The organism is Dyella mobilis, from assembly GCF_016904945.1.
Lineage (GTDB): Bacteria > Pseudomonadota > Gammaproteobacteria > Xanthomonadales > Rhodanobacteraceae > Dyella_B > Dyella_B mobilis.
In genome coordinates this window covers 365549-388341 of record NZ_JADIKF010000038.1, presented here as the reverse complement: position 1 = coordinate 388341, position 22793 = coordinate 365549, and the positions used below count along the sequence as shown (strand labels likewise).

The following is a 22793-nucleotide window of genomic DNA, read 5'->3' as shown; positions in this document are numbered from 1 at the left end:
TTTCAGCGCAGGCGTTCGTCCATCCAGCGACGCAGATCCGCGATTTCCTCCGCACAGACCGCGTGCGCCATCGGGTAGGTATGCCATGCCACCTGATAGCCGAGCGCTTCCAGCACCTTGCGGGAATCGACGCCACGCTGCATCGCCACCACCGGATCGAAGGTACCGTGGCCCCAGAAGATCGGCACCGCGGCATTGGCTGCGCCGCGCTCAGCGGCCAGCGAATCGGCGATCGGCAGATAGGTGGACAGCGCAATGATGCCGGCCAGCCGCTGCGAATGGCGCAGGCCCGCGGCCAAGGCGATGGCGCCGCCCTGCGAGAAACCGGCGAGCAGGATGCGTTCGCTGGGCACGCCGCGCTCCTGCTCGCGCGCGATCAGGGCTTCCACCTGGGCGATGGATTCGCGCACGCCCGCTTCGTCCTGTCGCGACACCAGGTCGAAGCCGTAGATGTCGTACCAGGCGCGCATCGCCATGCCGCCGTTGATCGTGACCGGGCGCACCGGCGCATGCGGAAACACGAAACGCAGCGCCGGCCATTGCGCTTCGACCAACTCGGGCACGATCGGCGCGAAATCATGCCCATCCGCACCCAGGCCATGCAGCCAGATGACGCTGTAGACGGGGCTGGCGGCGGTTTCGTTTTCGACGGTGGGGAGCAGGCTCATGGGCTTCAACGATGGGAACCGGAGCGGCATCGTAGCAGCCGCCCCGGTGCGCCGCGTTCATGCCGCCGCGGTCTGCCCGAGCTGCTCCAGCGCGCGTTGATGCGAGCTATGCACGTTGTCGCGTTCCGGCAGTCGGCCGCTGGCCAGACATTCCAGCCATTCGTCCGTGCTCAGCACCGCGGCAAAGTTGGATTGCTGCACCACGCTGAAAACGCGATGGATCTCCTCAGCGCTGGCCAAGCCGGCACGATTGGCATAAGGCACGCTGCCCGATGCATCGTGCAGGAATTCCACCTGCATCCCGCGATCGGCGGCATGCTTGATGGTGGTGTCGTTGCAGTTGTGGGTCATGTAGCCGATCACGGTGAGCGTGTCGATCTGGTGCTCGGATAGCCAATCGGCCAAGTCGGTGCCAATGAAGGCACTTGCCTTCAGCTTGCTCAGATAGTGGTCGCGCGGCCGGCTGGCCACCGTGTCGTGCAAGGCCCAGCCCTGCGAGCCGGTGGCGAACAGCGGCCAATCGGTGGGCGAAGACTGCTGCACCACGATCACCGGAATGCCCGCTGCGTGGGCCGCATCCATGGCACGGCCGATCTGCCGCAACGAGCCGGCCACGGGCGGGTATTGGATCTGCAAGTTGCCGGTGACGTATTCGTTTTGCACGTCGATGACGATCAGTGCGCGACGCGGAGCCTGGTTCATGGCTGCATACCTTTTTGAGGAGGGGGAGCGCTGCTCCCGGTGCGCACATGGTCCGCCGTCGCTCGCCTTGCCCACAGTGGCCTGTTTGCCATTCTGAGATAGAATCGGGCCAATGCTTCCGGGGCACCCGCCATGCCGCTCATCAAGGTCGCCATTGCCGCGTTCGACCAGATCCGGCCCTTTCACCTGTCCGTACCCTGCGCCGTGTTCGGCGATCCCAGCGGTGACGATGCGCCCTCGTTCGACGTGCAGGTATGCGCGATCGAGTCCGGCGAACTGCGCACGCAGGCGGGTTTCGGCATCACCACGCCGTACGGATTGCGAGAGCTGGAGCGGGCCCAGGTAGTCATCGTGCCGTCCTGGCGCCATCCCGCCGAGGCCGCACCGGCGCCGCTGCTGGCCGCGTTGCATCGCGCCCACGAGCGAGGTGCGACCTTGGTGGGGCTATGCCTTGGCGCCTTCGTGCTGGCGGAAACCGGCTTGCTCGATGGCCGGCATGCCACCACGCACTGGCGAGGCACCGAGCATTTCACGCAGCGCTTTCCCGAGGTGAAGCTCGAACCGAACGTGCTCTATGTCGACCAGGGCGACGTGATCACTTCCGCGGGCACTGCGGCCGGCATCGACTGCTGTCTGCACGTGGTGCGGCGCCAGTTCGGCGCGGAAGCCGCCAATCGCATCGCGCGCTCCCTGGTGGTGCCGCCGCATCGGCAAGGCGGCCAGGCGCAATACATCGAACGGCCGGTCTTGGCCGGCGCGCAGGACAACCCGCTGACGCGCACGTTGAGCTGGGCAGAACGCCATCTGGATCAGTCCCACAGCCTCGATTCGCTGGCGGCGCGCGCCTTGATGAGCCGCCGCAGCTTTACCCGGCACTTTCGCCAGCACCTGGGCATGACCGTGGGGCAATGGCTGCTGACCCAGCGGCTGAGCCTGGCGCAGCGCATGCTGGAAACCACCGACCAGCCGATCGAACGCATTGCCGAACGGGCGGGATTCGGCACCGCGCTGTCGATGCGGCAACATTTCGGCGCGGCGTTCAACACCACGCCTTCCACTTATCGGCGCGAATTCCGCGGTCCGGAAGCGTGAGCGGGCTTGCGCCTCGCTCACGCCTGCCATCGCGCTACTTCGTATCCAGGCCGAGTTCCTGGGCAAAGAACGTCAGCATGATCGCGGTGTTGCCCACGCGCTGACTGAACGGTGCGCCGATGCCGTGTCCGGCATTCATGCGCGTCAGCAACAGAATTGGCGCATCGGAGGTCGTCGCGTTCTGCAACGCCGCGGTGAACTTGCGCGACTGCCACGGCGCCACGCGCGGATCGTTGGCGCCGGTGGTCATCAACACCGCCGGGTAAGCCGTATGCGGCTTCACATTTTGCAGCGGCGAATACGCCAGCGTGGCCTTGAACTGCGCCGGGTCGCTGACCGTACCGTACTCGCTCACGTTATAGGCGCCATTGGCGAAATTCGTTTCGTGGCGGATCACGTCGTAGATACCCACCATCGACACCACGGCGCGATAGTCCTGCGGGTGCTCGACCAGGGCGGCGCCCATCAGCAAGCCACCGTTGCTGCCGCCCAGAATGCCCAGGTGCCGGCGGTCGGTCCAATGCGTGTCGATCAGCGCCAGCGCGGCGGCGTGGAAATCGTCGAACACATTCTGCTTGAGCAGCTTCTGGCCTTGCGCGTGCCAATCCTCGCCGTTTTCGTTGCCGCCGCGGATGTTGGCGAAGGCGAGTACGCCGCCGCGCTCCAGCCATGCCAGCTCGGAGGCGATGAAGTGCGGGGCGATCGGGATGTCGTAGCCGCCGTAGCTGTAAAGAATGGTGGGGCGTTGCCCATTGGTTGTCGTACCCGGCATGGACAGCACGGTCACCGGAATCTTGGTGCCGTCCTTCGACGTGCCGTCGATGCGCTGCACTTGCACCTTGCTGTAGTCGGCCGCGGGCTTGACCTCGAACACGGTGTGCAGAACGCCCGTCTTGGCGTCGTAATCGGCCCAGCGCGAGGGCAAGGTCCAACCGCCGTAGGTGATCAAGGCTCGGTCCTGCCCCTGTTCGGCAGCTACGCCCTCAATACCGATGCCGTGCTGGGGCAACGGGAGGCGGCGCACCAGGGTGCCGTGCGCATCGTATTGCTCCATCCACCAGTCCGGTCCCCAACTGCGCGTGACCAGGAAGCCGTCGGCAATCGGCGCGACGTCCTGCAATGCGCCATCGCGTTGCGGCAACATCGTGTCGACTTTGCCTCGTTCGTCCACCGCAAGCACCTTGCCGCGCGGCGCATCGGCGAAGCTGGTGACAAACAGGCGCTGGCCGACCCAGGCCGCTACGCGCACGTTCGCCTCGTCGCCGAGCACTTTGTTCCAATGCGTTCCCTCGCGCAGATAGACCTCGGCGGGACCGCCGTCGCCGACGTTCGCGAGTACCGCCAGCTGCTTGGCGCCCGGTGAAGAGAGCAGTCGATACTCGGCTACCTTCGAGTAGCCCTTGCCGAATACCACTTCATCCGAAGCGGACGGCTGTCCGATGACGTGATGCACCAGCGTCGCATCGAACTGCCGAACTTCCGTACCCGCCGGTGGCAGCGGAAAGCGCACATAGGTAAGGCCGTGCTCGTCGGCATCCCAGGCAACGCCTTGCGGCGTGGTGCCGCCGCCAGCGTAGGGCAGGGCATCGCTCATCACCTTGCCGGTGGCAACGTCGAGCACGTGCAGGGTGGTCAGCTCGCTGCCGCCTTCGGCCGTACCGTAAGCCAGGTAACGCCCGCTTGGCGAAGGCCAATAGCCGGTCATCGCGGTATTGCCGTCCCCCGCGTTGAGGTCGACCAATACGCGCGCCTTGCCGTCGGGCCACTTCTGCGCCATCAGCTGCGGCTGCGGCTGCGGTGGGGTTTCCTGCATGTAGAACAACGTGCCGCCGGCCAGCAAGGGCGAAGACCGCGTGGTCGAGGTAACGGCGAGCTGCTGCACCCGATGCGTCATCGCCTCGCCGTCGGGCATGGCCGCCAACACCGCTTCGGTGTGTTGGTTTTGCGCCGCAATCCAGGCTTGCACGGCCGGATCGTCGGGGTTTTCCAGCCAGCGATACGGGTCGTCGACGGTCACGCCATGCAAGTTGCTGGAGGCCGGGTGCGTGGGCGAAGCCGGTGGCTTGCTGCCGCTGTCGGCATGCGCCGCAACGGCGGCGGCCAGGGCAAGAACGGGCAAGCGGCGCAATAAAGGATTCACGTGATGGTTCCCCGCGTCTGCGGCCGCAGAAAGGCGCGGCCAAACAAGCAGCCTATCCCGCAGGCCGAATCGGTAGAAGCGGGACCCTTGGCGCTTGCCAGACCTTTTCACTTGGCTATGCTGAGGGGTTTGGAACCAGGGAGCGACCCATGCGTCGACTGCTGCTTGCCGGCCTCATAGCTTTTTCCGTTCTGCCGGTGGCAGCGCAAACCGCATCGAACGCGCAACCGCTCGATCTGGAAACCATCATGGCCAATCCGGACTGGATGGGGCATGCGGTGGAAAACCCCTACTGGAGCGTCGACGGACGCAACCTGTACTACAGCCTCAAGCGCGATGGCAGCCCGGTGCACGACTTGTATCGCGTCGACCCTGCCAGCGGCCAGGGCAGCAAGCTCGATGCCGCGGCGATGGCTCGCGCGGAGGGACCGGCGGTCTACGACCGTGCCCATCGGCACGCCGCCTACATCCTGCACGGCGACGTTTTCCTGGTGGACCTGGGCAACGGCCAGCGCGTACAGGTGACGCGCAGCGCGCAGCCTGAATCGGCGCCGCAATTCTCGGCCGACGGCCGCTCGCTGCAGTTCCGCGAAGGCACCAACTGGTTCGTCTACGATCTGGCCAGCGGCGTCACCGCACCGGCCGCCGTGCTGAAATTCAGCGACGATCCCCAGGCCAAGAAGCCGGATGCGCTAGAACGGCAGCAACTGGATCTGTTCAAGGAGCTGCGAGAAAACAAGCAGGACAAGGATGCCGAACACGCCGAGCAGCAGGCCTTGGCCCAGGCTGATCCCTCACGCGCCCCTTTGCCGTTCTACCTCGGCGACAAAGTACAAGCGTTAGATACCGAACTGTCGCCGGATGGCCACTGGATGCTGGTGGTCACCCAGCCCGCACATCACGACGATGGCAAAGCCCCGTATGTGATCCACTACGTCACCGATTCGGGCTACACCGAGACCGAAGACGCGCGTACCTACGTCGGACGCAACGATCCTGCGCCGCAATCGGTGCTGTTGCTCGACCTGGTTGCGCACAAGCAATTTCCGCTCTCCACCGACAACCTGCCCGGCATCAAGGACGATCCGCTCAAGGCCATTCGCGCCAAGACCGTGGCGGAGCTGGAAAAGGCCGGCAAGGATGACGAAGCCAAGGCATTGAAGGCACCCGACGTGCGTCCGGTGACGATGTACAGCATGGACAGCGGCAGTGCCGGCATTGCGTGGAGCGAGGACGGGCGCAACGTGGCGCTGGAATTTCTATCCATCGACAGCAAGGATCGCTGGATCGCCAGCGTGGACTTCAACAAGCACGAACTGGTGCCACAGCATCGACTGCACAACGATGCCTGGATCAACTGGATCTTCAACGATTTCGGCTGGCTCAAAGACAGCCGCACGCTGTGGTACCTGAGCGAAGAAAGCGGCTATTCCCAGCTCTACGTGAAACCGGTCGACGGTGCGGCTAAGGCGCTGACCCGCGGCAAGTTCGAAGTCAGCCAGCCGCAGCTTTCCAACGACGGCAAATGGTTCTACCTGCGCACCAACCAGGTGGCGCCGTACAGCTATGACGTTTATCGCGTGCCTTCCACCGGCGGCAGCCTGGACCGCACCACGCAATACGGCGGCATGGACCAGTTCGCACTGTCGCCCGACGACAGCCAGCTTGCCGTGCTGCATTCGTCGGCCTACGTGCTGCCGCAGCTCGCCGTACAAAGCGCGCAAGGCGGCGCGCCGCGCGAACTCACCAACACCATGAAACCTGGCTTCACCGCGCACGCGTGGGTCCAGCCGAAGATCGTGGAAGTGCCGTCTTCGCACGGCGCCGGCGTCATCTATGCCAAATACTATGGTCCGGCTAACGAAACCGACGCAGCGTCGTCACGGCCTGCAGTGATTTTCGTGCATGGCGCGGGCTATCTGCAGGACGTCAGCGAATCGGCCACGTATTACCAGCACGAACAGTTGTTCAACAATCTGCTGGTGCAGCAGGGTTATGTCGTGCTCGACCTGGATTACCGCGCTTCGGAAGGTTATGGCAGCGCGTGGCGTACGGCGATCTATCGCCAGATGGGTCATCCGGAACTGGAAGACTTGCTCGACGGCAAAGCCTGGCTGGTCAAGAACCACGGGGTGGATGCCAGGCGCGTGGGCATTTACGGCGGCAGCTACGGCGGTTTCATGACCGAAATGGCCTTGCTGCGCGCGCCCGGCGAGTTCGCCGCTGGCGCAGCCCAGCGTCCGCCGGCCGACTGGGTCACCTACAACGACCAGTACACCGCGAACATCTTGAACGACCCGCAGTTGGATCCGCAGGCCTACAAGACCAGTTCGCCGATCGAATATGCCGCCAACTTGCGCGATCCGTTGCTGATCAACCACGGCCTGATCGACGACAACGTCATGGCCAGCGATTCGCTGCGCCTGTATGAGCGCTTCGTCGAACTGCACAAGAAGAATTTCTGGATCTCGCTCTATCCGCTGGAGCGCCACGAATTCGAACACGCCGATTCGTGGTACGACGAATACCGTCGCATCGACGAATTGTTCGAAACCTGGGTGAAGCCGGGCAAAGCCCACTGACGCGAATCTGGCCCTCCCCTTCGGGGGAGGGTGAGTTGAGATCATTCTTCTTCGTCATCCGCACCGGCGGCCGTCCAATAACCGGTGGCGCGGATCCATTCCTTGGGTACGCCGCGTTCTTCGGCCAGGTATTTGCGCATGGCGCGTGCGCGGCGCGATTCGGCGGCGATCCAATAGAACGTATCGCCCGGTCGCTCGGGAAGCTCGCGCAAGGCGAGTTCCAGCAGACGGCTGCCGGCGGCATCGGTGCCTTCGCGCTCGAGCCAGGTCACGCGAAATTGCGCCTGCGAGCCCAGCGGCTGGCGATCCGCAGCTTCCGGAATTTCCGCCAGCACGTGCACTCGCGTACCCGCAGGCATCTCGTCCAGCCGGCGAGCCATGGCGGGCAGCGCCGTTTCGTCGCCCGCCAGCACGTAATGGTCGAAATCCTCGGCGACCACGAATGAACCTCGCGGACCGCCGATGCCAAGGCGCTGCCCGGGCGCGGCCTGCTCGGCCCAGGCCGATGCAGGGCCGTCGCCGTGAATCACGAAATCGACGATCAGCTCGCGGCGTTCCGCATCGTAGTCGCGCGGCGTGTAGTCGCGCATCGGGGAAGGCAGGGCATTCGGCGGGAATTCGGGTCCGTTGGGGCCGGGCGTGGGAAACACCAGTTCGCCGTGCGCATTGGGAAAGATGAGCTTGACGTGGTCGTCGGGCGCCGCGCTGACGAATCCGTGCAGTTCATCACCGCCCAAAACGACGCGCTGCACGTGCGGCGTGATGCGCTTGCTGCTGCGTACCTCCACGATACGACGTACGAGCACGTGCCGCACCGTGCGATGTTCGTGCCGCGTCATGGTCGATTCCTGTTCCGTATCAGGCTTCATCCGTGCGGCCGGTGGCAATTTCTGTGGCGGCACGCTCGAGAATCGCGGCGACGCGCTGCGCTTCGGCCTTGTTCCAATCGCCCGCGCGCATCAGCACCGCATGCTTGAGCACGTGCATGGCCTTGCGTACGGCCAGCGGCAAGGACAATTTGGCGATCAGTCGCGCGCTGTGCTTGGTGCGCTCGGTCATCGCATCCACGGCCGCGCGATTCTGGTCGAGGAAGGCGCGGCCTTCGTCCGTGATCGCATACAGCTTGCGCCCGCCCTGCTCGTTCGCCACCGACGCATGGCCGAGTTCTTCCAGCATGGTCAGGGTCGGATAGACCGCGCCCGGGCTGGGCGAATACTGGCCGTGAAACATTTCCTCGATGGTGCGAATCAGCTCGTAGCCGTGGCGCGGCTGTTGTTCGATCAGGGCCAGCAGCAGCAGTTTCAGATCGCCATGCCCGAGCAGGCGCCCGCCGCCACGCCGGCCGCCGCCGTGCAGTCCGTTCCAGTCGCTGAAAGCGTCGCCGTCGTGGTGATGGCCAAAACGGCCGCGGCCACCGCGGCCGCCGTGGAATTCATAGGCAAAAGCCTCATCGCCATATTCAAACGGCTCGCTACCGTCCATGCCGTGCCAGCGATGATGGCGGTGCAGGAAGCGGTGAAACAGGGGATGTCTGTGCACGATATAACTCCGATATATCGAAATGTGTTTCCAAAACGATATATCTAAATTATGTCGGAAACAAGCCTGCACTACTGTACGAGCGGGCATTCTGCGTGTTAAAGTTTGCATCGCAAATGCAATGCATGGAGTTATCGCTATGAAAAACGCGACGTTGCCCTCTCTCCGTGTCGATCCGGAGTTGCGTCAAGCGGCAGAAAGCGTATTGAACGAAGGCGAGAGCCTTTCGTCGTTCATGGAGGAATCGCTGCGTGCCAGCATCACCCGGCGGCAGATGCATCGAGAATTTATTGCTCGAGGCTTGGCATCCTATGAAGACGCCAAGAAGACGGGCGTCTATTTTTCTTCAGAACGAGTGCTGGCCGATCTCGAAGAGATGCTGCGGCAGGTTGAGGCAAAGGAAGGGAATCGTTGATTTACCAGATTCGCTACACGGAAGCAGCACGCCTCGATCTGATTCGCCTTTACCAGTTCCTGTTGCAAAAGGATGCCACTGCAGCGCGGCGGGCACTGGATGCCATTCGCAAAGCGGTTGGCGTTCTGGAATCGTTTCCGTATACGTGTCGCAAGGCCGACGCGGGCCATCCATTTTTACGCGAGCTGCTTATTTCGTTCGGATCGTCTGGTTACGTTGCACTATTTAAAATCGACGAAGAAAACGTGGTGACGATCATTGCTTTGAGGCATCAGCGCGAAGACGACTATTACTGATTGTCGGAGCGATAACGCAGCAACGCATCGCCAAGCCCATCCTTGAGTGAACCAAGATAAGGCGCATAGTTCGTCCATTGATCGAGCCCGTCGCGGAAAATCGGTCGGCGCACCTGCTCCGAGCTGGCCGTGCGCACGCTGCGCTCCGTCTTGTGGAATTGAAGGCAGCCAGGTTCGAACGGCAATCCGCAGAAATCCAGGATGCGCCGCACGCTGCCTTCCAGGTCGTCGACCACATCTTCGTGATGCACGCGCAGGACGCGGCCAGGAAGCACCGCGTCCCAATGCTGCATCAGGTCCAGATAGGTGCGGTAATAACGCGCGATATCTTCGATGCTGTAGGTGAACTCCTGGCCGTTGGCGAACAGCTGCTTGAGGTTGCTGAAGCAGCACGCCATCGGCTCGCGCCGCGCGTCGATGATCTTGGCGTTCGGTAGCATCAGGTGAATCAGGCCGAGGTGCCGGAAGTTGTTCGGCATCTTGTCGATGAAGAAAGGCTTGTTGCCGCGATAGATGCGCGTATCGCGCAGGTATTTTTCGCCAAGCCTGCGGAAATCCTCCGGCTGCAGATCGGCCAGTGCACCGGGATAGCGCGGATCGTCGAGATCGGGTTCGCGGCCCTGGAGCTCCTGCACGATGCGCGGAACGTCGGCCAATTCCTGCGTACCTTCCACCTGCGAATGCGAGGCGAGGATTTGCTCGAGTAAGGTCGATCCGGCACGCGGCAGTCCGACGATGAAGATCGGGTCCGGGCTGGGGTCGCCGACGTGCGCGCGGTCGGAAAAGAATTCGCGCGTGCAAACCTCGACCTGCCTGCGCGTATTGGTTTCGATGATCTCGGCGCGATAGCGGCTCTCGGAGCGCTTCAGCGTATTGCCTCGTTCGTAGTAGTGCCACGACTGAGCGAAATCGCCGCGGTCTTCAAACGCCTTGCCCAGTGCGAAACACAGGTGGTAGCGGTCGATCAACGGGGTGGATGCCGACGCCTCCACCATCCGCATGCGATCGATTTCCTCGTCAGGAAAACGGTACGTCTTGAGATTGGCCAGGCTCCAATACGCGTCGCCAAAGCTCGGACGCGCCACCGTCGCGGCGCGGTAGGCGTCGATCGCTTCGGCCTGTCGTCCTTGGGTTTTCAGGGCGTGTGCCAGCGACAGATGCGCATCCGCCGCCCCTGGCGCATCCAGCAAAAGTTTCTGGTATAGCGTGATGGCCCGATCGTGTTCGCCGAGGCCGACGCTGGCGCTGGCATACAGCGTGCGGTAATCGAGGTGATCGGGATCGGCGGCAAGCAGCTGCTCAATTTGCTCGTAGGCACGTTGATACAAATGCCGCTCGAACAGCACGCAGGCATAGTCGTAGCGCGCCGCGCGGTATTCGGGCGCGACTTTCAATACGGCCTCGAGCAACAGATCGGCATCGTCGAATACGCCGCGCGCCAGGCCGATGCGCGCCAGTAGCCGCATGGCTTCGATATCGTTGCCGACCTTGAGCAGATATGCGCGAATGATTTGTTCGGCCGGATCGAGTTCGCCGTCCGAGAAATGACCGGTGGCAAGCACCACGTCCGGCGCCAGCCTTTTGAGCGTGGCGACATGCGAGGCAGCGGTTGCCGCGTTGGCGTCATCGCCGATCATGCGGTAAAGGCCGTTCAGCAGATTCCAGCTTGAGGGCAACGCGGGATTGATGTTGACGGCGCGCAGCAGTGCATCGATGGCGCGGGGCGCATCGCGCATGACTACGTAGCAATGGCCGCGCTCTTCGTGCAAGCGGCTGTATAGAGGACGGTCCTGTTCCAACCGCTCCAGCGTCCGCAGGGCGTCGTCGATGTGGCCCAGATAGCGTTGCGCGCGCGCCGTCAGATACACCGCCTCATAACGATCCGGCGCCTGTGATGACAGCTCCTGCGCTGCCTGCAAGGCCTGCGCGTACTGGCCATCGGCCTGCAACTGGCGTATGCGCCGGATTTCCTGATCGACGGAGGATTGAACGGAGTCGACGGCCGCAGTGCTCATGAGTGCTCGAAGAACCTGAAAAAAAGGGGGTGGGCTTACGCCCACCCCAATTCTACCGATCCGCCAGGGGAACAGGCGGATTAGAACTTGAAGCCTACCTTCACACCCAGCACGCGCGGACGGATCGGCACTTCCGACTCGATGAACTGAGCCGAGGAGGTGAACACGCTGGCGTGGTTGTTGGTGAGGTTGGTTCCGTACAAGGAAACGTCCCAGTTGTCCTTGGACACGCCGATCGATGCGTCGACCGTGGTGTAGCCGCCCTGCAGGTAACGCAGTTCCACGGTGGTAACGTCGGTCACGCCCGCGCCGCTCGGGTACGTGGCCGGCTGGTTGTACATCGAGCCGGTACGGTTGAAACCGGCTTGCGCAAAGGCCTTGAAGCCGCCGTTGAACATCCAGTCGTAGCGCAGACGCACGTTGTACTGCGAGCGCGGCGAGAAGGCCGGCGTGCTGCCGACTTCACCGAACGGGTTGGTGAAGGAGCTCACGTCGCCGATGGCACCGGTTTCGGTGATGCAACGGTTGTAGTTGGCCGAACCCGGAATGTTGTTGTACAGGCACGGCGAGTTGGTCTGCTTGGCGTGGTTGAGCGAGCCCGAGCCGATGACCGACAGGCCGTCCGTAATCTTCGCCTGGAACTGCAGCTCGAGGCCGTCCACCTTGTAGTTCGGACCGTTGACCGCAAAGGTGGTGTTGCCCAGCACCAGCGGGTTGAAGAACTGCATCTGCACGTTGTTCCAACGCATGTCGTACAGCGAGCCGTTGAAGAGCAGGCGGTCGTCGAGGAACGTGGTCTTGAAGCCGATTTCGTTGTTGGTCAGCGTATCGGGCGCATAGCTGATCGGCTTCTTGTACTGCGCCACGCCATCGAGCTTGGCCACGCCGGAGGTCGTGCGGTTGAAGCCGCCGGGGCGGAAGCCCTGCGAGAAGGTGTAATACACCATCGTATCGGGCGTGATGTGGTACACCACATTCACGCGGCTCTTAAAGCCGTGGTACGACTTGTGATAGTCCATCACCGTATCGTTGCCCACGTAGGTGCCGTTGGGCACGTTCACCTGGGCGGAGGTGGTGTAGAACTCGGTACCGGTCTGCCATTCGGAGTAATGGTAATAGCGGGTACCGGCAGTCAGCGTCAGCACGTCGGGCAGCACGTCATACGACACCGAGCCGAAGGCCGCTTCCTGCTTGTAGCCGCGCTCTGCGTTTTCGCCGAATGCCGTACCGACCGGCATGTTCACGCCCGGAGAGGACTGGGCGTTGGCCACGCAGGGGTAACCGCCGGCGAGTGCGCTGGTGAGGTTGGTCGGCGTACAAGACGGAATCGTCAAGTAGTCGAAGGCCATGTGGTCGTCGATGTTGAAATCTTCGTAGTACAGGCCGCCGATGAAACGCAGGCGATCGTCTTCCGGCGTGCTCAGGCGCAATTCGTGGCTTTCGTGCGTGCTTGCCACGTGGTCGTTCCAATAGCCGGCCGGCGAGTAGCAGATCGGCTTGCCGGCGCTGGACAGGCCCGCCGAGGTACCGGTGCACTGGTAATACATGCCGCCGGCGCTACGCGCGTAGTTGGTGTAATCCTGCTGCTCGCTGATGTGGCGATTGGTGTAGCCGCCGGTGTAGACCAGCGAGAGATCGTCGCCAATCTGGCCGTTCAAGGTCCAGGCGGTGTTGGAAAAATGATCGTCATTCCAGCCCGGCACGAACGCGGTGATCTGGTCGGTGCCCAACGTCTGGCCGTCCGCACCCACCGGATAAGTCGACGACTGACCCTTGGCGTTCATGTCCTGATAGCTCTCGGCAATCAGGAAGTTCCAGTTGTCGTTGATCTTCCACAAGGCAGACAGGCGGGCACCCTGGTAATCGATCGGGTTCCAATCGCTTTGCGCGACGGAAAAATTGTTGGCAACGGGAGCGGCGCCGGCCGCCACGTACGGAGCCATCGCACCGCCGCCATCGGTCGGCTGGCGGGTGAACGTGCTCGGCACATTGTCGATGTAGCCGCCCTGGTGTTCGTTGTAGATCACGCCGCGTACGGCCAATGTGCCCGGAATGATCGGCAGGTTGATCATCGCGTTGGCCGAATTGTTCGGCGAGCCGCCGTCGGTGACACCGACGCTGGCTTCGGCGCTGCCGCTCACGCGGTCAAGATTCGGCTTGTTGGTGATGTAGCGCACGGCGCCTGCTTCGGCGCCGCCGCCGAACAGGGTGCCCTGCGGGCCTTCGAGCACTTCCACGCGTTCCATGTCGACCATGTAGACGTCGAGGTTGCGCGCCGGGAACTGCATGGACTGATCGTCCAGGTACACCGCCACGTTCGGGAACGGCGCGATGGTCGCGCTGGACTGGTTGCCCAGGAAGCCCGTGCTCAGGCCGCGCATGTAGATGTTGCCCTGGCCCGGTCCGTTAGCCGCGAAGGTGACGTTGGGCAGGTATTTGATCAGGTCGTCGAACGAGACGATGTTCAACTGCTGCAAGGTGTTGCCGGTGAACGCCTGCAGTGTGATCGGCACGTCCTGCATGTCCTGCGCGGTGTGCTGCGCCGTAACCGTCACCACGCCGAGCGTGGAGGCGTTGGATGCATCCGGCTTGGCCGGCATGGCTGGCTGGGCATTGGCAACGGGTTGCGTGGTCGGAGCGGGCTGAGTGGTGTCATCCGCATACGAAACGCGTGTGACCGCAAGCGCGGCCAGCACCGCGCAAGTGATTGGGTTGATCTTCAAGTCAATGTCCCCAGAGGTGATGGTAACCGGTAGCGCCGGCATGCATGCCTGGTGCTGCGATGGCGAGCAGGCTAGGGGAGGGCGATGAAATGCTCGTGACGCAGGCTAGTCAACTTCCGAAGCTGTCTAGCTTTGCGCGTGATCCACATCGCCGATCCCCCGGCGGCGCGCGTACTCTTGGGAATTGGCGTGACAGTGTGATGACTGTGAAACGCGCAAACGATGACACGCTGCGATGGTTTTGTTGCAGTACCTTCGCAACGCCTGCTGGCCAATATAAAAAAAGGCGAATTTCCCGCAGAAAACTCGCCTTTTTTCGCGGTCGCGCACGTGACAACGCAAGGTGAGCACGTGACGCGTTTGAAACGAATCGGTGCGATGACACCGATGCGTGCAAGACGATGCTTATCGATGTCACCGCGCATCGTGCGTCAGACAGAAGCAAGTTTGCTCGAGCAAAAAAACATCTCGGCGTGCGCACGTCCTTGCGACGCCGAGTTTCAAACGTAGGGATTGGAGCGTGCAATCCGTCTAACCAATTCGGCTGGACGGATGCAGAAAAAATCAGAACGAGCGTTGCCCGGCCACCCATACGTTGCGCACCACCGGAAGGCCATCCAGCACGTGCATGCGCACCACGTCGGCGCGCATGCCTGCCTTGAGCTGGCCGCGATCGTCGAAGCCCAGTGCTTTGGCAGGATTGCTGCTCACCGTCGCCATCGCACGCGGCATCGACCAGCCTGCCTGCGTATGCAACAGAAAGGCGCCATGCAGCAAGCTGGCCGGCACGTAGTCGGAAGAAAGCATGTCCAGGCGACCGGTGCGTGCCAGTTCCAGTGCAGCGACATTGCCCGAATGCGAACCGCCGCGTACCACATTCGGTGCGCCCATCACGGTGGTCAATCCGTGCGCGTGGGCGGCGTCCGCGGCTTCTTGCGTCGTCGGAAATTCCGAGATCGTCACGCCCACCCGCTTGGCATGCTCCACCTGCTGCGTATCGGTGTCGTCGTGGCTGGCCAGCACGATGTCGCGCCCGTGCGACAGGGTTAGCACCGCGCTTTCGTGCATCGCGCTGTACTTGGCCTGTTGCTCGGTGCGTCGCTTCACGACGTCGGCAAACTCGTCCTCGGTCCAGCTCATGTGGTTCTTGCTGTAATACTTGCGGTATTGCTGCAGGTCGCGGTACTGGCGCTGGCCCGGGGTGTGGTCCATCAGCGAGATCAGGCGCACGGTGGAATGATCCATCAGCGGTTCCAGCGCTTCGATCAGGCGCGGATACGCCAGCTCGCAACGCAGATGGAACCAATGATCCGCGCGCAGCGCGCCGCTGCGCTGGCCGTCCAAGATGGCGTCGTAAGTGCTGCGCAAGGTTTCGATGCGCACGCTTTCTTCTTCCAGGTCACCCACGGACAGGGCATCGAATACGGTGGTGATGCCGGCGGCTACCACTTGTGCGTCGTGGGTCAGCACGGCGGGAAGCGATGGCCAGATGACGCCGGCGCGCGGCATCAGGTGTTTTTCCAGGTTGTCGGTATGCAATTCGATCAGGCCGGGAATCACGTAGTCGCCTTCGCAGTCGATCGCGCCGGGTGCCTGGGTCGAGTCTTCTTTGACCAGGCGGATCATGCCGTTGCGGGCGATGAGGCTGCCGTGGATCACGCCGTCGTCGAGCACGATGCGGGCATTGGTCAGGGCTAAATCGTTCATGATCGTCTCTACAAAAGGGTTAGGCGGCTTCGAGGGCTTGCATGGGGAACAGGCGCGTGGCTACGCGGTCGCGCATGTCTTCGTCGTGGAAAATGCCGAGCACGGCCGATCCGGCGGCGCGCGCTTCGGCGAGCAACTGCGCCACCACTTCGCGATTGCCGATGTCCAGCGACGCAGTCGGTTCGTCCAGCAACAGGATCGGGCGAGGCACGATCAATCCGCGGGCGATGTTTACGCGCTGCTGTTCGCCGCCGGAAAACGTGCCAGGCGGCAACTGCCAAAGACGCTCCGGCACGTTCAAGCGGTGCAGCAGGCCGCCGGCGCGCTGGCGTGCGTCGTGTACGTCCGCTCCGGCTTGCAGCAAAGGTTCGGCCACGATATCCAGCGTCGGCACGCGCGGAATCACGCGCAGAAACTGGCTGACATAACCCAGCGTGCGACGGCGAACCTCCAGCACTTCGTGAGGCGAGGCCTTGGCCAGGTCGATCCAGCGGCCGTCGTGACGCAGGTGCACGGTGCCGTAGCTGGGCCGATAGTTGGCGTAGATCACGCGCAACAGCGTGCTTTTGCCGGCACCCGACGCACCGGACAGCACCACGCATTCGCCGGCGTGCAGGCGCAGGTTCAGTCCCCGCAGCACATTCAGGCGCGCGCCGTGCTGGTGATGCAGTTCGAACGACTTGCTGAGGTCGCGCAGTTCTAGGATCAGTGTGGTGTTCACGTGGTCAGTACCGAGGAAACGAGCAATTGCGTGTACGGATGTTGCGGGTCGTCCAGGATCTGGTCGGTCAGTCCCGTTTCGACCACGCGTCCTCCCTGCATCACGATGGTGCGCGCCGCGAGCAGCCTGGCCACGGCCAGGTCGTGCGTCACCATGACCGCGGCAAGGCCCAGTTCGTTTACCAGCCGGCGCAGCAAGTCCAGGATGCGCGCCTGCACGGATACGTCCAGGCCAGCCGTGGGCTCGTCCATGAAAACCAGGCGCGGCTGCGTGACCAGCGTGCGTGCGATCTGCAAGCGCTGCTGCATGCCGCCGGAGAATCCGGTCGGTGCGTCATCGATACGTGCCGGATCGATCTCCACGCGCTCCAGCCAGCTCCGTGCGATGCCGCGCAGTTGGCCGTAATCGCGCATACCCAGCGCCATCAGGCGTTCGGCCACATTGGCGCCGGCACTGACATTCAGGCGCAGTCCGTCGCGCGGATTCTGGGTCACGAAACCCCATTCTTCGCGAGCCAGCCGGCGCCGGTCCGCTTCGTTGAGCGAGCCGATATCCAGCCATTCGCCGTCGCGCTGGCGGTAATGCACATTGCCGGCGGCGGGTGACAGCTGCGCCGCCACGGTGTTGAGCAGGGTCGATTTGCCGGACCCGGATTCGCCCACGATGCACAACAGCTCGCCCGGATGCAGATCGAAGCTCACCTCCTCGCAGCCGATGCGCTGTCCGTAGTGACGGCTCAGGTTGCGTACTTTCAGCAGTGCGCTCATGCCCGCGCCTCCGGGCGGCGCTGGCCGCAGAAATCGGTATCGGAGCAGACGAACATGCGCGTGCCGCGATCGTCGACGATCACCTCGTCCAGGTAGCTTTCGCCGGAGCCGCACAGTTCGCACTGGTGCTCCCAACGCTGGATCTCGAAGGGGTGATCGTCGAAAGCCAGGCTTTCCACCTCGGTGTAGGGAGGGATGGCGTACAGGCGTTTCTCGCGGCCGGCGCCGAACAGCATCAACGCCGGCGACTGGTGCAGCTTGGGATTGTCGAACTTGGGAATCGGCGAAGGCGAGGTGAGGTACCTGCCATCGACCAATACCGGATAGTCGTAACTGGTGGCGATGTGTCCGTACTGGGCAATGTCTTCGTACAACTTCACGTGCATGAGTCCGTAATCGGCCAAGGCGTGCAGGGTGCGTGTCTCGGCTTCGCGGGGTTCCAATGTGCGCAGCGGTTCGGGCTCGGGAACCTGGAACACCAACACCTGATCTTCCCGCAGCGATGTTTCAGGAATGCGGTGGCGGGTCTGGATGATCGTGGCGTCGACGGTGTGTTCGGTGGTGGCGACACCTGCCACGCGGGCAAAGAAGCGGCGGATGTTCACCGCATTGGTGGTGTCGTCCGCGCCCTGGTCGATCACTTTCAAAACATCGTCAGGCCCGAGCAAGGCAGCGGTAACCTGGATGCCGCCGGTACCCCAACCATAAGGCAGCGGCATTTCGCGGCTGCCGAACGGCACCTGGTAACCGGGTATCGCCACCGCCTTCAGCAATGCGCGGCGCAGCATGCGTTTGGTGTCTTCGTCGAGAAAGGCAAAGTTGTAGGTCATGTTTTCACTGCCTCGAACTGCTCCCTCCCCTGCGCGCAGGGGAGGGTTGGGGTGGGGTCAGGCTCTTGCGAGCACGCGGCATCCGGCCCCGCCTTTCCGTCCTCCTGCGGTGAAGCAGAGGGAGGGGTTTGAAGATGCGCGGCGTGCTGCGCAGCCAGCGTGCGCAGCAGCGAGAGTTCCGCCTGGAAATCCACGTAATGCGGCAGCTTCAGATGCTGCACGAAGCCGGAGGCCTCCACGCTGTCGGAATGCGACAGCACGAATTCCTGATTCTGTGCGGGTGCGTAACTGGACTCGGCCAGCTCGTCGCAACGCAGGGCGCGGTCGACCAGCGCCATCGACATCGCCTTGCGCTCGCCTTCGCCCATGCACAGGCCGTAGCCGCGCGTGAACTGCGGCGGCACGCCGTTGCCGCCGTGGAACTGGTTGATCATCTGGCATTCGGTGAGCGTGATGCTGCCGATTTCGATGGCAAAGCCGAGTTCTTCCGGACACACCACCACGTCCACCTCGCCCATGCGGATTTCGCCGGCAAACGGGTGGCTTTCCGCGTAACCGCGCTGGGTGGAATAAGCCATACCCAACAGGAAACCTTCGTCGCCGCGCGAAAGATTCTGCAAGCGCGTGGCGCGATCGGCCGGAAAGGTCAGCGGCTCGCGGGTGAGATCGATCGGTTCGGGGTCGCTGCCCGGCTCGATCCGTTCGATCAAGGCTTCGGCATCGAGCAGATCCAGCACGCGAGGCACGTTGGACGGCAGCGGCGCGTCCGCCAGCGAGACCTCGACCGGCGAAGTCGTTTCGAAATCGAGCAGGCGCTGGGTGTAGTCGTAGGTGGGGCCAAGCACCTGGCCGCCGGGAATATCCTTGAACGTGCCGGAGACACGCCGGCGCACGCGCATGGCTGAGGTATTCAGCGGCTGCGTGTAGCCGAAGCGTGGCAAGGTGGTGCGATACGCGCGCAGCAGGAAGATCGCTTCCAGCATGTCGCCGGCTGCCTGGCGCATGGCCAGTGCGGCCAACTCCTCGTCATACAGCGAGCCTTCCTGCATCACCCGGGCCACGCCCAGGCGCAACTGCTCGCGAATCTGCTTCAGTTCCAGCTCGGGCACCGCGGTATCGCCGCGCCTGGCCTCGGCCAACAATTCCAGCGAACGGGCAATCGCCTGTTCGCCGCCTTTCACGGCAACGTACATTCAGCCCTCCAGCCAACGAGTCGTGCGCGGCAGGCCAACGACCTGGTGCGCGGCGACGAAATAGAGATCGACACCCAGCGGGAGCTGGCTGGCCAGCTCGGCGCGCTGCTGCCAGAAACCGTGTGGCAAACCCTCAATGGCGAGTGTTTCCACGTCGCGAATACCGGGTCCGCTGAATTTGCCGGCCCCATGGGAGGCGCCGAACCCTGCAACCTGGACGATCACACTGGCGGAACGATCCGGGTAACGCAGGTCGCCGCGCGCAAAAGCATCAAGCGGCGGCATCGAAGTCGGATCGGTGATCAACGCGAAATCCGCGTCTTCGGGTCGTTCCGCGAGTTTGAGGCCGGCATGAAAGCGCAGGTGATCCACCGCGGTTGGTTGCGGCTGCTGCAGCCACACCGAGGTGGTCGCATCGCACAGGGTCAGCAGAATGGCCATCGCGGCGGGGGCGATCGGCGCCGGCGAGGGCGGCAGGACCGGCAGCTCGCGCGGCGCCGCGGGGCGTGCCATCGCTTGCAGCAATTCGCGAAAATTGCGCTGGCTGTCAAAAACCGGGTTGGCAAAGGCGCTCAGCATCATTCGCCCCGCACCACGGTGAAAAACTCCACCTTGCTCGCCGCGGCCTTGCGGCTGGCTTCATCGCGGCGACGATGCAGTGCGCGGCGCAGCGGTTCGATCACGTCCCGGCACAGCGACGGGTTTTGCTCACCATCCTGCAGCAGGGCATCGGCCAGGGCGGCCAGCTCGGCGTGGCGGGCATTGCTGCCACGCACCCAGGCGTGGCCGATGTGATCGCCGGCCTGCACGCTGCAGCGGGTCACGGTCATCTCGCCGAAATTGAATTGCGGCCCGGTGCCGCCGACCCGGCCGCGCAACATGTACAGGCCGGTCTGCGCCGGCCGCAGCCAGGTCAGGTCGGCCGGCGGGGCGAAGCCGTCCATGGCGGCGGCCAGCTCGGCCGGATCCGATTGCGCCAGCAGCGACATCCATTGCGCGCGCGCCAAGTGAGGGGAGGTGTCCATGGGTGTTCCTAGGCTTGTCACAAATGTCTAGTTATCTAGACAGACCGGGACGCCAGGGGGCGTCCGTCGGGTAGGCATTCCAGCAGGCCAGCGTGCCGCTGCCATGACGACGAATAGACAGGTTGAGGACGTGGTATGAACGAGATCGAACGTGGGAGAGGCGTGGCCTTGTGGAGCCAGATCAGCGGCATCCTGGCCGCCGACATCCTCAAGGGCCAGCTGCGCCAGGGCGAGCAACTGCCCTCGGCACAGGAGCTGGCCGAGCGTTTCAATGTGAACCGGCACACCGTGCGCCGCGCGATCGCCGCGCTGGAGCAGCGCAACCTGGTGCGCACCGAGCAGGGGCGCGGCACCTTCGTGCAGGAGCACACGCTGGACTACCCCATCAGCCGCCGCACGCGCTTCACTCAGAACATGCGCAACCTCAATGTCGAGGCCGATATCGAGATCCTGGAAGACTATCGCGAGCTGCCGCCGCCCCAGGTGGCGCAGTCGCTGGGCCTGGATCGCCACGAATACACCTACCGCATCGAAACGATCAGCCGCGCGGATGGTCACATCGTGGACTACAGCACCGCCTATTTTCCCGCCGCGCGCTTTACCGGCCTGCCGTCCGTGTATCGGCGCCTGTTGTCGGTGACGCGCACGCTGAGCGAGTTCGGCATCACCGACTACGAGCGCAAACACACCCGCGTTTCCGCCCGCCTGCCCGATGCCAACACCGCGCGCCTGATGAAGCAGCCGGCGAACCGCCCGGTGCTCTACGTGCAATCGATCAATGCCGACACGCGCGGCATACCGGTGCAATATGGCATCACGCGCTTTTCCGGCGACTGGGTGCAACTGGTACTGATGGCGGATCAATGAGCATGCTCTGGTCCATTACACGCACCCGGCATGACCTCTTTGAAGTCACCCTATCAATCAATTTCATTGTTCTGGGGCCGCACTGCATGCGCGCAGCGCGCAGCCCCAGCGTTTTGACAGACCACCAGTCTGCCTGCACCGCTGCGGCTGCGCGCTGCACGCATGCAGTGCGGTGACGGGTACGTGGAATGGACCAGAGCATCCTCATGCGTTACGCCGTGTACTTTTGCCCCGCCGAGGGTAGCGGGCTGGACGCCTTCGGGCGCGACTGGCTGGCTACCGAGCACATACCCGGCATCGATCCGCCGGATCTACGCACCCTGCTGACGGACGTGCGCCGCTACGGTTGGCATGCCACGCTGCGGTCGCCGTTTGAACTGGCCGAGGCGGTGAGCTACCAGGATCTGCGCGAGACGGTCGCCGCGGTGGCGCGGCAGGCGACATCTTTCACGTTACCGCTGAAGCTCGATCGCCTGGCAGGTTTTCTGGCCCTGCGCCCCTGCGGCGACGAAAGCGCCATCAACGCGCTGGCCGAGCGCTGCGTGCGTGCACTGAATGCGCTGCGGGCCCCGCTAAGCGAAGCCGCGCAACGCCGCCGGGCGACCGGCCTGGACGAGCACGAGCTGCATCTGCTGCACGAGTTCGGTTACCCCTACGTGCTGCAGCGCTATCGCTTTCACCTGACCCTGTCGGCGCCCGCCTCGGCGTCGGAAGAGCGAGTTTTGTGCACGTGGCTGTCACCCAAGCTGGCGACACTGCCACCCGCACAGATCGACGCGCTCACCATCTGCTGCGAAAGCGAACCTGGAAAAGACTTCGAAATGCTCGAACGGATTCCGTTGGGCGGAGGACACCTGGCATGAAAGCGGGGCAGTTGTATTACGTGATGGGTCCGTCCGGCGCCGGCAAGGACAGCGTGCTGGGCTGGGTACGCGAGCACGGTGTGGCGCATGGTGTGTTGTGCGCGCACCGCTACATCACGCGTCCGGCGCAGGCGGGCGGCGAAAACCACGTGGCCTTGAGCGAAGAAGAATTTCTGCTGCGCGAACGGCGCGGCTTGTTCGCACTGACCTGGGAGGCGCACGGCCTGCACTACGGTGTGGGCAGTGAAGTGGCGCATTGGCTGGCGCGCGGTGCCGACGTGCTGGTGAACGGATCGCGCGGTGCATTCGGGCTGGCCTGCGAGCGCTTTCCCGCTTTGCGCCCGGTACTGATCACGGCCAGCGCGCAGGCCATAGCGGGCAGGCTGGCGGCGCGCGGGCGGGAAGATGAAGCCGATATCGCCGTCAGATTGGCGCGGATCGACGCCTATGCGGTACCCGATGGCAGCATGGTGATCCGCAACGACGGTTGCCTGGCCGAGGCCGGCTCGACCCTGTTGCAGGCGATTCGCGCCGCGCATTGAGCGGATCGGTACGGGATGTCGAGTTCGCCGCGGTCCGTTCGTCGTGAGGATAAGGCCGCGCTCCCGCTTGCCCGGGATAGCCTGGCGCGATCCGCCCATTTGCCGA

General features: G+C 63.5%; 22 protein-coding genes. 8 read left to right on the top strand and 14 right to left on the bottom strand.

The annotated features are described in order from the left end of the window. Positions 1–2: 2 nt before the first annotated feature. Together ISS99_RS09365 and ISS99_RS09360 are read right to left on the bottom strand one after the other, a co-directional pair. The gene (locus ISS99_RS09365) at positions 3–668 is read right to left on the bottom strand and encodes an alpha/beta hydrolase (RefSeq protein ID WP_204631343.1); all 666 of its coding nucleotides are present in this window, start codon (positions 666–668) and stop codon (positions 3–5) included. Positions 669–725: 57 nt separating this feature from the next. Beyond that, positions 726–1370, bottom strand: coding sequence for a cysteine hydrolase family protein (locus ISS99_RS09360; RefSeq protein WP_204631342.1), 645 nt, complete (start codon positions 1368–1370; stop codon positions 726–728). Positions 1371–1502: 132 nt separating this feature from the next. Here ISS99_RS09360 and ISS99_RS09355 point away from each other — a divergent pair, with 132 nt between their 5' ends. Continuing rightward, positions 1503–2462 (top strand): GlxA family transcriptional regulator, encoded by a 960-nt coding sequence (locus ISS99_RS09355; protein ID WP_204631341.1) that lies wholly within the window; start codon positions 1503–1505, stop codon positions 2460–2462. A 34-nt stretch (positions 2463–2496) separates the two neighbouring features. Here ISS99_RS09355 and ISS99_RS09350 read toward each other — a convergent pair whose 3' ends face one another. Continuing rightward, a complete protein-coding gene (locus ISS99_RS09350) occupies positions 2497–4602 on the bottom strand; it encodes a prolyl oligopeptidase family serine peptidase (protein ID WP_284343763.1) in 2106 nt (701 codons plus the stop codon). A gap of 149 nt (positions 4603–4751) precedes the next feature. On the opposite strand from ISS99_RS09350, the gene ISS99_RS09345 reads away from it, so the two are divergent. Next, entirely contained in the window at positions 4752–7184 is a 2433-nt protein-coding gene (locus ISS99_RS09345) for a S9 family peptidase (RefSeq protein ID WP_204631340.1), read from the top strand. A gap of 41 nt (positions 7185–7225) precedes the next feature. Here ISS99_RS09345 and ISS99_RS09340 read toward each other — a convergent pair whose 3' ends face one another. Both ISS99_RS09340 and ISS99_RS09335 read right to left on the bottom strand, forming a co-directional pair. Then, complete coding sequence (locus ISS99_RS09340; RefSeq protein WP_204631339.1) at positions 7226–8023, bottom strand: siderophore-interacting protein; 798 nt, start codon at positions 8021–8023, stop codon at positions 7226–7228. 19 nt (positions 8024–8042) lie between these two features. Beyond that, complete coding sequence (locus ISS99_RS09335) at positions 8043–8723, bottom strand: PadR family transcriptional regulator (protein ID WP_284343764.1); 681 nt, start codon at positions 8721–8723, stop codon at positions 8043–8045. A gap of 139 nt (positions 8724–8862) precedes the next feature. Here ISS99_RS09335 and ISS99_RS09330 point away from each other — a divergent pair, with 139 nt between their 5' ends. Together ISS99_RS09330 and ISS99_RS09325 are read left to right on the top strand one after the other, a co-directional pair. After that, positions 8863–9138, top strand: a complete 276-nt coding sequence (locus ISS99_RS09330) for a YlcI/YnfO family protein (protein WP_204631338.1) — start codon at positions 8863–8865, stop codon at positions 9136–9138. Beyond that, complete coding sequence (locus ISS99_RS09325; RefSeq protein ID WP_204631337.1) at positions 9135–9434, top strand: type II toxin-antitoxin system RelE/ParE family toxin; 300 nt, start codon at positions 9135–9137, stop codon at positions 9432–9434. The genes ISS99_RS09330 and ISS99_RS09325 overlap by 4 nt, the downstream gene beginning before the upstream one ends. On the opposite strand, the gene ISS99_RS09320 is transcribed toward ISS99_RS09325, so the two are convergent. Beyond that, the gene (locus ISS99_RS09320; RefSeq protein WP_204631336.1) at positions 9428–11449 is read right to left on the bottom strand and encodes a tetratricopeptide repeat-containing sulfotransferase family protein; all 2022 of its coding nucleotides are present in this window, start codon (positions 11447–11449) and stop codon (positions 9428–9430) included. The genes ISS99_RS09325 and ISS99_RS09320 overlap by 7 nt on opposite strands. An 80-nt stretch (positions 11450–11529) precedes the next feature. Beyond that, the gene (locus tag ISS99_RS09315; RefSeq protein WP_204631335.1) at positions 11530–14172 is read right to left on the bottom strand and encodes a TonB-dependent receptor; all 2643 of its coding nucleotides are present in this window, start codon (positions 14170–14172) and stop codon (positions 11530–11532) included. A 222-nt stretch (positions 14173–14394) separates the two neighbouring features. On the opposite strand from ISS99_RS09315, the gene ISS99_RS09310 reads away from it, so the two are divergent. Beyond that, positions 14395–14682, top strand: coding sequence for a hypothetical protein (locus tag ISS99_RS09310; RefSeq protein ID WP_204631334.1), 288 nt, complete (start codon positions 14395–14397; stop codon positions 14680–14682). Between the two features lie 54 nt (positions 14683–14736). Here the strand turns inward: ISS99_RS09310 and ISS99_RS09305 are convergent, their stop codons facing one another. Genes ISS99_RS09305 through phnG form a run of 7 tightly spaced genes read right to left on the bottom strand, consistent with a single transcriptional unit; the run spans position 14737 to position 20415 of the window. Further along, positions 14737–15879 carry an alpha-D-ribose 1-methylphosphonate 5-triphosphate diphosphatase gene (locus ISS99_RS09305; RefSeq protein WP_204631333.1) on the bottom strand — a complete coding sequence of 381 codons (1143 nt, stop codon included), beginning with the start codon at positions 15877–15879 and terminating at the stop codon, positions 14737–14739. Between the two features lie 19 nt (positions 15880–15898). Then, on the bottom strand, positions 15899–16600 hold the full coding sequence (phnL, locus tag ISS99_RS09300; RefSeq protein WP_284343765.1) for a phosphonate C-P lyase system protein PhnL: 702 nt from the start codon (positions 16598–16600) through the stop codon (positions 15899–15901). Next, entirely contained in the window at positions 16597–17367 is a 771-nt protein-coding gene (phnK, locus tag ISS99_RS09295) for a phosphonate C-P lyase system protein PhnK (protein ID WP_204631332.1), read from the bottom strand. The genes phnL and phnK overlap by 4 nt, the downstream gene beginning before the upstream one ends. Next, positions 17364–18197, bottom strand: coding sequence for an alpha-D-ribose 1-methylphosphonate 5-phosphate C-P-lyase PhnJ (locus ISS99_RS09290; protein WP_204631331.1), 834 nt, complete (start codon positions 18195–18197; stop codon positions 17364–17366). Before ISS99_RS09290 ends, phnK begins: the two co-directional genes overlap by 4 nt. Beyond that, positions 18194–19390 carry a carbon-phosphorus lyase complex subunit gene (locus ISS99_RS09285; protein ID WP_204631330.1) on the bottom strand — a complete coding sequence of 399 codons (1197 nt, stop codon included), beginning with the start codon at positions 19388–19390 and terminating at the stop codon, positions 18194–18196. The genes ISS99_RS09290 and ISS99_RS09285 overlap by 4 nt, the downstream gene beginning before the upstream one ends. Then, a complete protein-coding gene (phnH, locus tag ISS99_RS09280; protein WP_204631329.1) occupies positions 19391–19972 on the bottom strand; it encodes a phosphonate C-P lyase system protein PhnH in 582 nt (193 codons plus the stop codon). Further along, positions 19969–20415: a phosphonate C-P lyase system protein PhnG gene (gene phnG, locus ISS99_RS09275; RefSeq protein ID WP_204631328.1), complete on the bottom strand. Its 447-nt coding sequence runs from the start codon at positions 20413–20415 to the stop codon at positions 19969–19971. The genes phnH and phnG overlap by 4 nt, the downstream gene beginning before the upstream one ends. A 135-nt stretch (positions 20416–20550) precedes the next feature. Between phnG and phnF the strand changes: the two genes are divergently transcribed. The 3 genes from phnF to phnN all read left to right on the top strand — a co-directional run bounded on the left by phnF (position 20551) and on the right by phnN (position 22687). Next, the gene (gene phnF / locus ISS99_RS09270; RefSeq protein WP_204631327.1) at positions 20551–21282 is read left to right on the top strand and encodes a phosphonate metabolism transcriptional regulator PhnF; all 732 of its coding nucleotides are present in this window, start codon (positions 20551–20553) and stop codon (positions 21280–21282) included. A 206-nt stretch (positions 21283–21488) separates the two neighbouring features. After that, positions 21489–22145, top strand: coding sequence for a DUF1045 domain-containing protein (locus tag ISS99_RS09265; RefSeq protein ID WP_204631326.1), 657 nt, complete (start codon positions 21489–21491; stop codon positions 22143–22145). Continuing rightward, positions 22142–22687 carry a phosphonate metabolism protein/1,5-bisphosphokinase (PRPP-forming) PhnN gene (gene phnN / locus ISS99_RS09260; RefSeq protein WP_204631325.1) on the top strand — a complete coding sequence of 182 codons (546 nt, stop codon included), beginning with the start codon at positions 22142–22144 and terminating at the stop codon, positions 22685–22687. Before ISS99_RS09265 ends, phnN begins: the two co-directional genes overlap by 4 nt. The last annotated feature ends 106 nt before the right edge of the window (positions 22688–22793 follow it).